Origin of the sequence: Novosphingobium sp. KCTC 2891 (assembly GCF_025938155.1) — a bacterium.
GTDB lineage: Bacteria > Pseudomonadota > Alphaproteobacteria > Sphingomonadales > Sphingomonadaceae > Novosphingobium.
In genome coordinates this window covers 330,544-344,719 of the sequence record NZ_JAPCZG010000001.1, presented here as the reverse complement: position 1 = coordinate 344,719, position 14,176 = coordinate 330,544, and the positions used below count along the sequence as shown (strand labels likewise).

The 14,176-nt window shown below is 60.7% G+C and carries 17 protein-coding genes; 2 read left to right on the top strand and 15 right to left on the bottom strand.

Features of this window, described 5'->3' with window-relative positions:
* Positions 1–104 precede the first annotated feature (104 nt).
* Genes OLX02_RS01635 through OLX02_RS01625 form a run of 3 tightly spaced genes read right to left on the bottom strand, consistent with a single transcriptional unit; the run spans position 105 to position 4,848 of the window.
* Positions 105–4,154: a phage tail length tape measure family protein gene (locus OLX02_RS01635; protein ID WP_264419655.1), complete on the bottom strand. Its 4,050-nt coding sequence runs from the start codon at positions 4,152–4,154 to the stop codon at positions 105–107.
* Positions 4,151–4,543: a hypothetical protein gene (locus OLX02_RS01630; protein WP_264419654.1), complete on the bottom strand. Its 393-nt coding sequence runs from the start codon at positions 4,541–4,543 to the stop codon at positions 4,151–4,153. Before OLX02_RS01630 ends, OLX02_RS01635 begins: the two co-directional genes overlap by 4 nt.
* Positions 4,540–4,848: a hypothetical protein gene (locus tag OLX02_RS01625; RefSeq protein ID WP_264419653.1), complete on the bottom strand. Its 309-nt coding sequence runs from the start codon at positions 4,846–4,848 to the stop codon at positions 4,540–4,542. The genes OLX02_RS01630 and OLX02_RS01625 overlap by 4 nt, the downstream gene beginning before the upstream one ends.
* Positions 4,849–5,023: 175 nt before the next feature.
* On the opposite strand from OLX02_RS01625, the gene OLX02_RS01620 reads away from it, so the two are divergent.
* Positions 5,024–5,287, top strand: a complete 264-nt coding sequence (locus OLX02_RS01620) for a hypothetical protein (protein WP_264419652.1) — start codon at positions 5,024–5,026, stop codon at positions 5,285–5,287.
* 5 nt (positions 5,288–5,292) lie between these two features.
* Here OLX02_RS01620 and OLX02_RS01615 read toward each other — a convergent pair whose 3' ends face one another.
* From OLX02_RS01615 to OLX02_RS01575, 9 genes are all read right to left on the bottom strand, one after another.
* On the bottom strand, positions 5,293–6,189 hold the full coding sequence (locus OLX02_RS01615) for an STM4504/CBY_0614 family protein (RefSeq protein ID WP_264419651.1): 897 nt from the start codon (positions 6,187–6,189) through the stop codon (positions 5,293–5,295).
* A 101-nt stretch (positions 6,190–6,290) separates the two neighbouring features.
* Complete coding sequence (locus OLX02_RS01610; protein ID WP_264419650.1) at positions 6,291–6,608, bottom strand: zinc ribbon domain-containing protein; 318 nt, start codon at positions 6,606–6,608, stop codon at positions 6,291–6,293.
* 488 nt (positions 6,609–7,096) lie between these two features.
* Complete coding sequence (locus OLX02_RS01605) at positions 7,097–9,451, bottom strand: bifunctional DNA primase/polymerase (RefSeq protein ID WP_264419649.1); 2,355 nt, start codon at positions 9,449–9,451, stop codon at positions 7,097–7,099.
* Positions 9,452–9,572: 121 nt separating this feature from the next.
* Positions 9,573–9,875, bottom strand: coding sequence for a hypothetical protein (locus OLX02_RS01600; protein ID WP_264419648.1), 303 nt, complete (start codon positions 9,873–9,875; stop codon positions 9,573–9,575).
* Positions 9,872–10,090, bottom strand: a complete 219-nt coding sequence (locus tag OLX02_RS01595) for a hypothetical protein (RefSeq protein WP_264419647.1) — start codon at positions 10,088–10,090, stop codon at positions 9,872–9,874. The genes OLX02_RS01600 and OLX02_RS01595 overlap by 4 nt, the downstream gene beginning before the upstream one ends.
* A gap of 3 nt (positions 10,091–10,093) precedes the next feature.
* Positions 10,094–10,342 (bottom strand): hypothetical protein, encoded by a 249-nt coding sequence (locus OLX02_RS01590; protein ID WP_264419646.1) that lies wholly within the window; start codon positions 10,340–10,342, stop codon positions 10,094–10,096.
* Positions 10,343–10,383: 41 nt separating this feature from the next.
* Positions 10,384–10,629, bottom strand: coding sequence for a hypothetical protein (locus tag OLX02_RS01585; RefSeq protein ID WP_264419645.1), 246 nt, complete (start codon positions 10,627–10,629; stop codon positions 10,384–10,386).
* Positions 10,630–10,635: 6 nt separating this feature from the next.
* A complete protein-coding gene (locus tag OLX02_RS01580; RefSeq protein ID WP_264419644.1) occupies positions 10,636–11,283 on the bottom strand; it encodes a hypothetical protein in 648 nt (215 codons plus the stop codon).
* Positions 11,280–11,489, bottom strand: a complete 210-nt coding sequence (locus OLX02_RS01575) for a hypothetical protein (RefSeq protein ID WP_264419643.1) — start codon at positions 11,487–11,489, stop codon at positions 11,280–11,282. The genes OLX02_RS01580 and OLX02_RS01575 overlap by 4 nt, the downstream gene beginning before the upstream one ends.
* A 68-nt stretch (positions 11,490–11,557) precedes the next feature.
* Here OLX02_RS01575 and OLX02_RS01570 point away from each other — a divergent pair, with 68 nt between their 5' ends.
* Positions 11,558–11,680, top strand: coding sequence for a hypothetical protein (locus OLX02_RS01570; protein WP_264419642.1), 123 nt, complete (start codon positions 11,558–11,560; stop codon positions 11,678–11,680).
* A gap of 47 nt (positions 11,681–11,727) precedes the next feature.
* Here OLX02_RS01570 and OLX02_RS01565 read toward each other — a convergent pair whose 3' ends face one another.
* From OLX02_RS01565 to OLX02_RS01555, 3 genes are all read right to left on the bottom strand, one after another.
* On the bottom strand, positions 11,728–11,970 hold the full coding sequence (locus OLX02_RS01565; RefSeq protein ID WP_264419640.1) for a helix-turn-helix transcriptional regulator: 243 nt from the start codon (positions 11,968–11,970) through the stop codon (positions 11,728–11,730).
* 100 nt (positions 11,971–12,070) lie between these two features.
* Complete coding sequence (locus tag OLX02_RS01560) at positions 12,071–12,751, bottom strand: hypothetical protein (RefSeq protein ID WP_264419638.1); 681 nt, start codon at positions 12,749–12,751, stop codon at positions 12,071–12,073.
* The gene (locus OLX02_RS01555; RefSeq protein ID WP_264419637.1) at positions 12,748–13,962 is read right to left on the bottom strand and encodes a tyrosine-type recombinase/integrase; all 1,215 of its coding nucleotides are present in this window, start codon (positions 13,960–13,962) and stop codon (positions 12,748–12,750) included. The genes OLX02_RS01560 and OLX02_RS01555 overlap by 4 nt, the downstream gene beginning before the upstream one ends.
* Between the last annotated feature and the right edge of the window lie 214 nt (positions 13,963–14,176).

Sequence of the window (14,176 nt, the reverse complement as noted above, 5' to 3'; positions counted from 1 at the left end):
TTCATACTCTTTTTCATACTTTGCGGATAATGCCCGTGCCAATGGGCTTTGGTCCAATGCGAATCCGGGCGGTTCGCAGCCGGCCCGGATTCGATCTGTCGCACTTAGCTCAGGGCCTGCCTCACCGCTCCGGCATTGTCCCGAACGAAGTTCAGGAATGCCTTTTCGCCTGCCTTTGAGGCAAGGCCCTGCCGGTACATATCGCCGGCATCGATCGCGTTCACAACCTTCAGGTTGACGGGTCCGGCTGGCGCCCCGCCGCCGTTCCAGCTGTGGCGAGGATCATCGCGTGTCAGCACTTCTTCGTTCCGCTGGAGAATGGCCGGAACTTCGTTCGGCTTCAGTCCTGCAATGCCGCCCGTGTGATAGCGCAGGGCATCCTTGAACCAACCCGGCGAGACGGCACGCGGACCGGATAGCCCTGCGCCGCTCAGGCCCGGAATCAGCGAGCCGGAACCGATAACGCCGCCAGCGTGCGCCATAACGCCGCCGACAGCGCCGAATCCGTTTGTCGCGCTCCCGGCACCGGCACCGATGCCGCCGACGCTCCCACCGATGCTCCCACCGATGCTCCGCAGCAGCCCGGAAACCAGGTTGAAGATAATCTGCTGTTCGATCATCTGCGCGATCTGGCGCAGAAAGTCCGACGCGAAGCTGAGGAAGGCGTCCTTCAGCGACGTGAACACGTTCTTGCCCTCGGCAACCGCCTGAGCGAACTTGTCGATTGCTCCGGCCGCGCCTGATGCGAACGTCCGGGCGATCGTCTCCCCGGATATGCCTAGGATAGTTGTCCAGTTCGTCGTTTCGGTCTGCGCGCCCTTCAGCCGGGCAATGATCGCCTCGATTTGCTCGCGGGTCCGGTGTAGCGGGTCGGTTTTCGGGTCAAGCGCCTCATAGAACGCGATTGCCTGATCGATTGCGGCCCGTAGCTCGTTATTCACGCCCTGCAGCTTCGGCACAAGGGCAGCCGCGCCAGCACTATCACCCACGGCCCGTAGTGCTTCGATCTGCTGCTTGATCGCGTCGCGGTCGGCCGTCAGGTCATTCATTCGCCGTTCGGCGTCGCTGCTCTTGGCCTGCGCCAGGTCTCGAGCGTGCGCCAGGTCGAATTCAGCGGCCGCCAGTTCGCGGGTTTTCGCTATCTGTTCGTCACTGAGTCGAAGCGCTTCCTGCCCCGGCTTCAGGTTCTTGTTCAGTTCGGTCACACGCTGGCGAAGGTCGAATTCCGCCTTATCGATTGCCGCCTGCCGCTGCGCCTGAATCAGCGCCTCGCCCTGAAGCTGGTTTTCGGTCGTCAGGACTCCAATCTGGCGCTGCCGTTCCTCATTGGCCTGTTGCACCGAAAGGTTGAATTCGTCCTGCTTTCGCTTGCCTTCCTCGATTAGGCCATTGATCGCGACTTGCCCGGCTGTCTGCGCGGCGCCCGTATCGCCGACGCGACCGGCGATGAATGTTTGCAGTTCCCCAGCCGTGCGAGCGCGCCCCTTGCCGCCGTCTGTATAGAGATAGCCCCGGTTCCCGTTCAGCACCTTGTCGCTAAGGATCTGGTCGACGGGCATATTCCGGTCCGCCGTGAGAATCCGTTTCGCGCCCGCCGGGCCAAGGAAGTGAGCGAGGTAGAGATTCCCCGCCGTAACCTTCGCGCCGAAGCCCTCCAGGAATCTTGCATTTTCACGGGCGTAATTGTCGATAATCGCCTTTGCGACAGTGCTGTTTTGCCGAAGGGCGAGGATCTGGAAATCGCTCAGTCGCGCAGCTTCCTCGGCAAAAACCTTCCGGAACTGCGCCAGCCAAGTTCCATTCGTGAACTGCCCAAAGCCTGAGGCAGTCGAGAACGGGTTTTGCCCGGCGCCGCCCTCGGCTCCGATCACGCGGCCAGTGAATTGATTGATTTCGCGCTCGCGCTCGGCAGTCGCATTCTTTGCGGCCTCTTCGTTCTGCCGCAGGATCTGCGCGCGTTCGTGCTCAAGCGCCAGTTCGCGCTGTTTGAGCGCAATTTGCGTGTTGCCGCTGGCTTGGATTTCCTTGTTGTAGGCGATCTGCGCGGCCAGTTCCTCCCGGCGCCGTGCCTCGGCAGCGGTGAGTCCCTTGTCCGCCTTATCGCGAAGCTGCTGCAGTTCCTCCTCTAGGGAAAGCGCCCGGATAGTATCGGCCGCGCGCTTAGCCTCAGGCGTGTTTTCGCCGTTCGTCCGCGTGTCGCTGCCACCTTGCTGCCCGCGCTGTTGTTCGGCCGCGTTCTGCGCCTGAATGGTGCGAAGCTGATCCTGTAGCGTCGCGAGACGCTTCCGTTCGTTATCGAGCTGCTGTTGGGCGCCAGCGCTTCCGTAACCGTCGCGAGCGCGCTGCCCAAAGCCGCGGATGTTCGCCTGAGCCCCTGCAATCTGCGCCTGAACGTCCGCTTCGGTAGTTGTGCCGCGGATCTGGCGGATAAGGGCTGCGAGGTTGCGGCCGATGCTGGCGATCGCGTCCGCGGCGCCCTTGATCGGGCCAAGGTCGGAAAACCAATTCAGTAGTTCGGACCAGGCGCCGCCAAGTTCGCGGGCCGCGCTTGCCCACGGGCCGCGCTGCTTGTCTGCCGCGTCGCCCATCTTCTGACTGTAGATGCTCAGGGCGAGAGTGCGCGCCTCGCCGGCCCGGCCTTCCTCAAACAGTGCGCGGATCTGCTCCCGCTGCGTCGCGGTCAGAAAGTTGTAAGCCTCGTCGAGTTTGACGACTACGTTATACCCTCCCGTCAGCCCGTCCGCGACTTCCTTCGCTGCCTGCTTCAGGTCGACTCCCATTACTTCGGCAGTGTCGGCGGCAGCCTTTCCGAACTGAGTCAGGCGGGAGTCGTCAATGCCTTCACGGTTGAAGGTCCGAACCGATGCAAGGGCATCCTCTGCCGAAAGCCCGTAATGAGTTAGCGCCTTCGTGGCCTCGTTCAGCCGTTCGGCACTATGCGCCGCGCCATCCGCATTCGCGGCAAGAATCGCGTTGAACGTGCGCAGCCGCTCGGCTTGGTCGCCGGCCTCCTTCAGAGCTAGGACAAGGCCGCCGATCGCAGCAACGGCGCCAAGGATCGGCGCGCTGGTGAGGCCGGCCGCAATCGCCGAACCGACGCGCGGGAAAATCTGGATAATCTGCCCGCCCTGCTGCCCCAGCGTCTGCATAATGCTGGTGCCGGATGCGAGCTGCGTGAAAACGTCATTGACCTGATAGCCAAGGTTCTGAAGCTGGTACGGCTCCAGGCCAAGGAAGTTGCCCTTCCCGCCGCCGCCAGCGCGGGCGAGCGACTTTGCGGCCCGGTCCGCTTCGCTGCGCAGTAGCGCCAGGGCCTGCCTATGTTCGTCCGCGGTGATTTCGCCGCGCTGCTGCCATTCGTTCAGCTTGGCGGTTTCGGCCGCGACGCGGGCCTCCACAACGGCCAGCGGGTTCAGTTCATCCCGCAGCCGCTTGATCGCGGCGGCTTCCTTCTCGGCCGCCTGCTGCGACTCCTGCCTCAGTTGCGCGGTTAGCTGGTCATAGTCGCCACGGTCGCGCGTTACTCCGGTTGCGCGCTCGATAGTTGGCCGGACATTCGACGCCTTGGCCTGCCGATCGATCGCGCCCGCAAGCTGGTCGGATTCCTCGCGCGCGGCGCGCTGCGCAGCAGCAAGCGCGTTCAGGTTGCCTTCAAGGGTCCGGACGGCTTCACCGGCAGCCCCATAGCGCGCCTGCTGCGCGGTAAGGGTAGATTGCAGCCGTCCTGCCTCGCCTTCCAGCGACTTCATGGCAGATTCGGCCGCCCGCAGCTTTTGCCGCAGCGGTTCGGCATCCGCGCCGGATAGCAGCGCATCGACGATCGCCGTGCGCAGTCGGTCCGCTGCGCTTGCGGCTCCGGTCATCTGCCCCCGTACCGCGCTCAGGCGATCGGCAGTTGTCGCGATTGCCTGCGCCTGCTGAGCGAGTCCGGACTGCGCGGCATCGAATTTACCGGTTAGTCCGGAAACTGCGCGGTCCAGTGACAGCACAGTTTGCAGCGCCTGCGATAGGCCGCCGCTCGCCTGCTCGCCTGAGCGGGCAACGTCGCTGTTCGCTCGCACCAGGTCGCCGATTACGCGGTTGATGCCTTCAAGGGCGCGGCTTGCTTCATCCTTCGCCCGGATGACTAGGCTAACGTCCTTTTGCGTGCTCATACGCGGCCCCCTTGCACAAGGGACAGCCGTCCGGCTGGGCGTTCAGGCTGCGGCTGTTCGATATCGCCGAACACAAGGTTCGCCATTTCAGACAGAAAAATGCCTTCCAGTTCGGCCGCGGTGTGACGGTCGCGCGTCAGGTACGCAATGCGGATCGCCGCAAGGTTCCGCATGGGACCGGTCTGTTTTGCGGCCTCTGCGGGCGATTCCAGGTCCATACCCGCCCCCACAACTGAGCAAATCACGCCCAGGTCATTTGACGCGATATCGGCCATCTGCCGGTAAATGTGAGAGTCCGGCCGTTCCTCCAGGTCGACAAAACGGCGAAAGACTTCGGGATGCGCGCGGATGATGGCGCGCATTTCCTGTTCGGTAAGCCCGCGGATCACTGCTCGAATCCCTTCAGGCCAACGCTGCGCGCAAGTTCCACCACTTCGGCCGCTTCGGCGCCCTCGGCAATGAGCCCCATGGCCTCCAGCGAGGCGAGGATTTCGCTTTGGCTGGCCGGCTGGGCGCGCGTCCCGGCGCCGTCAGGGTCGGAGAAACCTTTCAGGCCAACTGCGCGAGCAAGCCCCACGACTTCAGCGGCTGCCGGGTCCTTGGCGATCACGCCCAGCGACTCCAGCGAGGCGAGGATTTCGCTTTGGCTAGCCGTGGGGTAGCCAGTGTTGTTCTTTGCATTCTGCGGGGTCATGGGATTCACCTTTGCAACTATACCGATCCCATGTTTCCGATATCACAGAAGTAATCAAAAATCACGATTGAGTTTACTTTTCTACTTACAGTTGAATGTTTCACAGTATTCTTGACTTACTGCCTAAGAATCGCGATTCTCATTGCATCGAAATTTGGGAATAGGGATTCTCACTATGAGCAACACTGTCACCGCGCTGCCGTTCGTCGCCTTTCGCCAGGACGGGACGATTGAAAGTCACTGGAATCCGGAGCGGACCGGAGACTATGCCGTCGACTGCGCGACAGGGCGCAATTATGCCGGGCAATTCGCCGCCATGATGCGCGACGGCGGCAATGAATCGCTGTTGCCTTGGATCATCCGCGCAATGCCGCGCGGGCAGGAAATGAGCGGTGTGGAAATCGGCTTTCTCACCGCCCTAAGCATGTTAGTTCGCTGAGGAAGTCAGGGGGTCGCTTTGTCGTGCTCTACGAGGAATACAATTGCGGCGGCCGTTTGGTGGAGTTGATACGCTGCCAGATGACGGTCCACAGTTCGTGGGGTAGATCCGGCACCATGACCGCCCATTCTGTTCCGAACAGCAGGTACACCACTTTCGAGCATCGATCGCAGTGAATTGAATTGCGCCTGCATATACGTCGGAATGAAACCGGAATTGAATGCCGCCGCAATCAGTTTGCTTGCCGGATCATTGGGGCCGATATCCCACTTTCGTACGCCCGCTATAACTTTCAAAACGCTTTCGAACGCCTTACCGCACTCCACAAGCGACTGTTCAAATTTGGAATTCCGAAACAGCGAGTGCGCCTCAAGATATTCATCTTGGGCTGCTTTGAAACGCCGGTCACTTAGAAGGTGCAAAGCGGGCTTGACAACCTGATCATGGATGACTTGCTGACTTATTTGGACCATCTGCCCCGAGTTAAACTCATAACCAATCCCAGCCTCTTGGAACCGCCCATTCAGCTCATTGCAGATTTTCTCAAAATAGGCCCTTTTATACCCTCCCAGAAAATCGGAAATCTCTGCAAATGCAACTTCAATTGCATCTATGACGATTTCTGTTTCTTTCTCGTTTAAAAGCCAGTTTCCGAACTCCATGTCAATATCTTGGCCATAACCAACCTTGGCCAACTCAAAAACCCCCTTTTCTTTTCGCATTGTTCGAACAATAATTCCCCATGATTCCCTATTTGCATAATCAAATTCACCCAGACCTTCTAATATTATTTGAATCACTTGAACACGAAGCTTATTCGGAATTTCGTGGTAAGTGTAAACATCAACAGCTTCGCCGCTTGCCCGGCGCTTACGTCGTGAGAAGATTTCCGGGAGCGCCACAATCCAACTTTCCTACGATCTACAGGTTTTCAATGTGCGGCCCACAAAGGCACGCAGCAAGCGCAAGAGCTCGCTTTTCGACCGATAAATTTAGGAGTGCCTCAGTAGTCGCGCGGATCGATCGAATTTGCCTGTGTGATAGCCTCAACAGGCGACAGCTCGGTCCCGCAATAGCGGCACTTCCGAGCTTCGACTTTGATAAGTTCTGCACATTGCGGGCACTTCCGGTTCGCACCTGACTGTAAGGCCTGCTTCTCTAGCTCGCGATGATCACGATTCATGACTAGGGCGATCACGAGACCGATGGGGCCTAGCAGGAAGCCAAGGGCAAAACCGCCGCAACCGCTGCGCCCCTTGTTTGTTAACACCACCGCGCCGGCAATTCCGAATGCCAGCCAGATAATAAGCACAATTTCCATAATTAACCCTGTTGCCGCTCACCCCTGCCAATACATGCCGCAACACGGGAGTTGATGAAAGCAAAAGTGTAGGATTTCGCAGGTAATTAGCCCCTTAGAACGATTCCAACTCGTGCTTGAAACGCGGCTCAGCGCAACCCGTAGGCGCCGAATCCCAGAACAGGGACCCGCCGGACTCTATGGGCTGCCGTCCAAGTAAGGGGTCCGGCCCGTCCAAACGCCGTCCAAGTAAAATTCAGCCCGAAACCCGCGGAAATCCTCGCTTCGTCCAAACAGTCCCAACCGTCCAAACGGAAAAGTTGCCGGAGGAATTTTTGCAGCGGAGTCAGTGCCAGCGTGCGCCATCCGAATGCAGCCTGAGAAAGTGCCACTGCCTCGCACGGGATATTTGATTGGACTGATTGGACTGTTTGGACGGAACACTCAAAATTGGCGGATTTCTGCCGTTTCTCCCGTCCAAGTAAACCGCGCGCCGTCCAAGTAAGCGCCTAGCCCGTCCAATCAACCGTGCCGCCAATCCATTCGCAGAAGCGTTCACGGCAGGTTTCGAGCGTCGGAATCACATACTGCCGCGGTCGACCGGGCACGTTGGGGCGCGCTCGCTTGATCTCCGGACAAAAGGCCTGCAGCTTCCGCCCGAAATGCTGATCGCTCAGGGTCTCCCCGTCATAGCGTCGCTGTTTCATCCATTCGGCATAGGCACGGCGCAGAGTGTCGCACAGGATGCGCGCGCCTTCATGCTGCCATTCGTCCGCCTCGCAAAGGCTGCTCGGCAGTTCGCCTGCGCAAAGCACTTCATGCCACCAGGCTTCCACGTTTCGCAGTGACGCCAGTTTCTGATCAAGTAGCCCGGCAGTGTCCGGCGCCTTGCGGACGTTGAAGCCGGATAGGTCGTAAGCCTGAAGCCAAGCAAGCAGGGCAGCCGGGCCGCTCCCTTTCATCTCAGCGCGCAGGCGGCCGAAATACTCGGCATCGCCGCAACGGACATCGCTAACATTGAACACGGCCCATCGCCGTTCATCGGCGCTCGCTGGCACGGTCCAATCCGCATTCGACGAAATGAACAGGCGCAGGAAGCTCGGAAGCTGGAAAGAGTCGATACCCTTGCGTTCGATCTCCACGAAGTCTGATGTCACAAGGTACTTCAGGACGCCTTCTGCCTTGTGGTCGCCTGCCCAAGTGCCCTCTTGCACATGCAGCAGCAGCGCAGCTTCAAGCCGCTTGTTGAAGTTCCCCGTGATGTGGTTTTCATGACTGACGGTCGGAACGTGCCGCCGGCCGATCACGGCTGCCAGATACTCGGCTAGCGTGTCCTTGCCTGCGCCCTTCGCGCCGCGCAGCACCAGGGCGACTCCGGGCTTTTCCGCCGGCCGCTGGATAAGGTGCGCCATCCATCCGAACACATAGGCGGCATGATCGGGATTGCCGCGGCAGATTACCTTCCGGACGTGCTCCAGAAACAGGGCGCAGGATGCAAACGGGTCCGGGTCGACGTTCCAGCCGCGCCACAGGTTCAGCGCCCCTTTCCGCGTGATTCCCGGCTCGAATGTCAGCCGCTCATAGGTCGCGCGGTCTTCGTGGCGCAGCCAATAGGCGGAAACCGGCTCGCTCTTTTCGGTAGCCTTGTCGCCCTTGCCCGTCGTGAATGTGCGCCGGACGTTCGCGTAAAGCGTGTTCAGGTCCGCCATGGTGCCGAACGCAATCGAGTCGTCGTCCTGCAGCGTTGTAATGAGCGTACGCCCATGGTGCGCAACTACCGCGTGCTTCCGGTTCATCCGTTCAATGATCGGATCTCGGCTCTTGCGCGGCGCGGCAGCCGCTGCCTTTTCGTCTTCGGTCAGGTCGAACGCGGCTAGATCGTCGACCGCCGCGGCAGCAGGCAGCAGCAGGGAATCGAATTCGTCTCCGGTCTCCGGCAGGTTGTCGAAGTCATCCAGGTTTTCGAGCTGGCGCAACAGTTCGGCTTCCCTCGCCCACTGGCGCACAGTTGCCATTGTGACAGGCTTGCGGCGGGTCCGGCCGAACCGATCATATCGGCGCCGTTCCTTCGCCTCGCTGCTGTTCTCCAGATAGTTCGCGCCGCGTTGGCTGGTCTCCATCCACAGGCGAAAGCCTTCGTCGCCGCCGCTGAACTGGTGATGCAGGGCCTGCCCGATCGTAATCCAGGAAGCGCGGTTTTCGATCGTATCGACCGGCAGGGCAGCAAGGATCTGCTCCAGTTCGCCCGGCTCAAAGGTGAGCGGTTCGCCGGCCTCTTCGTTTTCGGCTGTCGGCTGATCGTCCTGAAGCAGCACCTCAGGGAAAGGCGGCAGGGTGACGCTGCCAAGGGTTGCCCCTTCAACCGTGTAGGGCCGGCCGTTCTTCAGCGAGCCGGGCGCATAGACGAAACCGCCAGTCGTGCGGACATCAATTCCGCTGCCCGGTCGGATTAGGTCCACCGCGTTCCTGAGACGATCGTCGTTCCGGAAATACAGATGCCAGCCGCCGCTAGGGGTTCGGACGCGGACCGGAGTCAGCGCGGCGAGGTCGGCAAACCCCATCTCGGCAAGCGTCGCAACGCCGTCCTTTCCCTTCTTCGTGTCCACGTCCAGAACCGCAAGGCCGCTTCGGTCTCCGGTTGCGAGTCCGACGCTTGCGTCGGGCCACGTCGCCCACCATGAGACAACGCGGCTAGCGTCGGTCGACGCTCGCTCAGGCCAATTCTTGATCGGCTTCAGCCCGTCTCCATCGCCCCAATCGCAGATAGGGAAGACGGCAAAGCCGGCGCGGGCAAGCTCCATGGCAACGTCGCGGTTGGACGTATTAGCAGAGGCGCACAGCAGTTCTTCAAATTCAGCTTTCACCGGGCAGGACCTTCGTTGAGTTCCCGCCGTCAAAGGGGTATAAGGGCACTGCTACTATACCTTTGACAGCGAGACGGCGGCCGGTTCTTCACCTTTCCGGCTGCCGTTTCTTTTTTCAGGGCTATGGCCGCAGTTCGATCGGCCACAGTAGCTCAGGGATGCCGTTCAGTTCTTCGCGCGTCCGCCGGTCCAAACGGGTCGCAATGAGGAACTGAACGTCAGAATGCGCGCCGTGCTCGAAACCTCGGCAGACAATCAGGCGCAGCGTCTCGGCTCGCTTCTTCCCGATCACGTCGGCTATGCGAGCGCGGCAGCGGGCTTCATTCAGCGCGATAAACGTTGCCAGGTTCAGCGGAATGCCGCGGACCTGTCGCAGCTCTTTGCGCCGGCTGCGTTGCCAGCGATTCCAGCCGCGCAGCTTCACTGCCGCGCCCCGATCAACCGGCGCAGGAAGCGCGAAGGCAGCGGCACGCCGTCCAGGTGCGACACGGCGGACTCCAGCCATACGGCCTGCTTCCACGGCTGAGGCTCTGTCGGCTCCTGCCCCTGCAAAGAACTGCGCCGATCCTTGGCGTTCGCGTTGACCTTCCGCCGAACGCGATGCCTAGCGATTTCCTGTGGCGCGCGCATGGTGAGCACCGCTCAAGCCTCGATTGCTCGGCCGCGTTCACTTTCCAGGTCGGTCGCGAGCCGGATGGTTTCCTGTTCAAGGAAAGGCAGGAAATCAGGGTCCGCTTCGTCCATCTCGAACACGGTTCCGGGCTCGATTGAATAGGTCTGCTTCTGCAAAACCGGTTCGCCCTTGTCGTCATACTGCCCCGTGAATTCCATCTTGGGGTCCGGGTCGGATGCGACAATGAGGTGATTTGCGACAACGCTACGCTTTGCCATGACGGCTTGTCCTTCGCTTTTGAGGGAGTGTCTTCAGCCGGTCAGTCGATTGCCCGCCCGTGCTGAATTTCCAGGTCGGTCGCGAGCCGGATGACTTCGTTTTCGATGAACGGCAGGAAGTCCGGGTCGCCTTCGTCCATCTGGAACAGGCTGCCGGCCAGGATCGAATACATCTGCTTCTTCAGAACCGGATTGCCCTGTTCGTCATACTGCCCGCTGAATTCCATCTGCGCGTCCGGGTCGGACGTGGTGATTTTGCACAGGGCGATAACGCTACGCTTTGCCATGACTGCTTACCCTTTGATCTGAGTGAGGATTTCGGAAGAAACCGCGCGCGCCGCGTCGAACACAAGCCGGTCTGCCAGTTCGGGCGCCTTCAGGCGGTCCGGCAGCGACTTGTTGAAGTTTTCGACGATACGGAGTCCGCCGATCGGCAGCGGGCAGCCGTCCGGAACCGTGAAACGGTCGCCTAGCAGCGCGTTCCGGATCTGGTCTGCCGCAATGAGCTGCGCAAATTCCGGCGCCAGTTGCGCCATGATCGATCGGATTCCATCCGTCGCGTTGCGCTGTAGATCGGCGATGACGTGAAGCGCCGGCCCTGCCAGGGCAGCACGCGCCTTTCGCAGTTCGTCTTCCGCGGCGGCAACACGGCCTTGTTGCATCCGAATGGCAGCGGCGCGGGCAGGGACTGACTTGTCCAGGGCCGCGAGCCGCTTAAGCCGTTCCTTGTCTGCCGGCGCGGCTTCCTCGCCATCAAGCTGGCGCAGGGCCTCGGCTTCGTCTTCCAGGGCGCGCAGCTTTTCCCGTTCGGCCTGCTCGCTGCGCTCCAGCCGCTGCAGTTCGGCAATCTTGCTTCGTGCCGCCCTTGCGGCTTGTTCGCTGGCGTCGACGGCTTCCACGGCCGCCCGCGCCTGCGCGATATAATCGGCAGTTTCGCTCATTGGTTTTGCTCCATTGCGGAAAGTTTGGCCTGTTCGCGCAGCAGGTCTGCTTCCGCGTTCACTAGGGCTTCGTGGCGGTCTTCTGCTTCGCGGAAGTGGCGGAATGTGCCGGTTGCAAAGGGGTTCGGCGCGCTCAGTTCTGCGAGTGCCAGGTTAACCCGTTCCTCGGCAGCGGCGACGCGGCGCCGTTGATCATGCGCGCTCATTGCAGCGTGCCTCCAGGGTAAATCTCCAGGATCTGCCCATTGGCGCACCGGACACGAATGCAACCGCAGTGCTGAAACATCCGGTCGAGCACAGCGTCGCACGGTCCTGCGACAAGCCGCTCGATTTCATCGGCCTTTACGAGTCCAGCCTTGGCGAGGTCGGCGAGGGCGGCAATCTTGAGTCGCTCTAGGGTTTCGCGGTCCGGGCTGAACCGCAGCGGCGGGTTCCCGGTCGCAATCATACGGCGCCGCCTTCACTGGCGCGGGCCGCAATCAGCGCATCAAGCCAAGGGCGCGGTACTGCAACGCGGCCGCCTTGTCCGCGGCCCATCTTGATCATCGGCGGCAGTTCGCCGCGCGCGGCAGCCGCGTAATAGCCGCTGAGGCTGTAGCCGATGTATTGCGCCGCCTCTTTCAGCGGCAGCAGCGGTCCAGTCGCCGGGAGTCCGGCCCACGGCGCTGCAGGGTTCCCGATTTCCATTCCGAATCCCTTCGTTCAGTGAGCCGGCGAATTCCGGCTGCAAAAGCGAAAGTGGATTCGAGACGATTAGAAAAAAAGCGGCTCTGCTCGCCTCTTGTTTCTAATCAACTTCGGGTTGATTCAGTGCCCTTGCTTCTTCCAACATGGTTTCGAAGTGCTCCTGATAGAACAGAAGGAAATCAATGTAGGATGGAGTCTTGCTCCGATATTTCTTATCGACCTGTCGACCGTCCCGACGCGCCTTATTTCGTGCCGCGAAGCCGCCTTTTAGATAGTCGGCTGAATATCGCTTGCCATACTCCAGGCCCTGCCCCGCCGCCTGCTGCTTTGCTATGTATGCTTCCGCCTTCTCTGCTGCCGCGTCGGCAGGCATTTCTTCGGCCGCCATGATTGCCTCTAGCAGCCGGTCCCTGTGCCAGTTCTGTTCGGCCGTTTCGTCGGTCTCCGGCGCCGTGAATGCGAAACCTGGCTCCCCGTGCTTGATTGCGAGACCGATCGCTAGGCGCATCCAGTCTTCGCCCGTTGGCGCCCATTCGGGATAGTTGCCAATGTCGAGCCGGGCGGCCTCGATTTCGGCAATCATGGCCTCTTCGCGCTGGCGCTTCAGGTTTGCCCATTCAGCGGCATTGTGAACGCCTGCCGCGTGCGACGATTTCGCCTCCATCTCCGCAAGTTCGCGCGTTAGCTCTTCGCTCAGACGCTTCACCGCTTCCGGCTCAGGAAGGAGTCCGTGTCGCAGGAATAGCGGGAAGAACCGCTGCCAGCCGGTCGCCTCTGTCATGCGGCAGCCCCTTCGTTCGGCTTCGCGAGATAGTCGGCCCATTCGACCATTAGCGCGCGCCGCTTTTCGAGAGCGTCGCGTCGCCGATATGCCGCCTCAGCCTTGTTCTGAATCGTATGTGCAAGCGCGGCTTCAATGATCTGGTGAGCGTGTCCGGTGGCGTCTCCAGCCCAGTCCCGGAAGGTCGACCGGAAGCCATGCACTGTCAGTTCACCGCGCCCCATCCGGCGCAGCAGCATTGCCATTGCCATATTCGACCGCGCGGCGCCGTTGATCGCGAAAACCTTGGCATCCGGCTTAGGCTTTTCGGGCAGCAGCTCCTTCAGGATCTCGATTGCCGCAGGCGACAGCGGGACGCGATGCTCTGCCTTGGCCTTCATCCGATCGGCTGGGATGGTCCAAAGCTCTTTGTCTAGGTCGATTTCGCCCCAAGTCGCGCCTAGCGCTTCACCGCTGCGCGCGGCAGTTAGGATCGTGAATTCAAGGCACTGCGCAGCCAATGCCGAACGCTTCCGCAATGCTGCCATGAATGCCGGCGCGTCTTCATAGGGCAGCGCGGCATGATGCCCCCGGACTAGCTTCTTTCGTCCGCCTAGACTGTGCTCCAAATGGTCTTTCCAGCGTGCCGGATTTTCATAGGGACGCGGGATAAGCCCCTCGGCGAGTGCGGCCGATAGAACCTTTTCGATCCTTCCCCGAACGCGGCTGGCGGTTTCCGGCTTGGCCTGCCAGATAGGTTCTAGCACCGCAAGAACGTCCGCAGTCGTGATGTCCGGCAGCGCCTTGCCCTGAAGCGCGGCGGCATGGTCGCGTAGCGACTGGCGCCACTGCTGCCGATGCACAGGGCTTTTCCATCCGCCTTCCACTCGGGAGATATACGTCTCGGCATAGTCGCCGAACGTGACAGGCGCAGCTTCCGCTTCAGCCGGTTCAGCCTTGGCCTTCGCAGCCTTGCGCGGTGAGACCGGCTCGCGGCCGTCCTTAAGCGTGTCGCGCGCCTCAGCAGCAAGCCGCCGCGCCTCCTTCAAGGTGACGGCCTTGCAAGAGCCTAGCCCGATCTCGCGACGCTTTCCGTCCCGCGTATAGACGAAGACCCAGGACTTGCCGCGGATGGTCGATAGCCAAAGGCCGCCCCCATCTGGTAGCCGCTTCCCCTCCGGCGCGTTGGCGACCTGCTTCTCCTTCAGCCGGTTCAGGGTGTGCTCAGCCATAGATTTTCATCATCCGCTTTCATACTTTCCGCTGGTGCAATGTAGCGTAAGTGAGTGAATGCGGCTAGACGATTTCTAGAGCCTCCACCTTGCAAGCCCTAGGAAATTCAAGGAAAAGTTGAATAAGGGATAGATGAAAGTGAATGCGGCTAGACGATACGTTCTAAGGACTCCCGCTCCGCCAAGCCCCATTTCGCCAGCCGTCATAAAACCG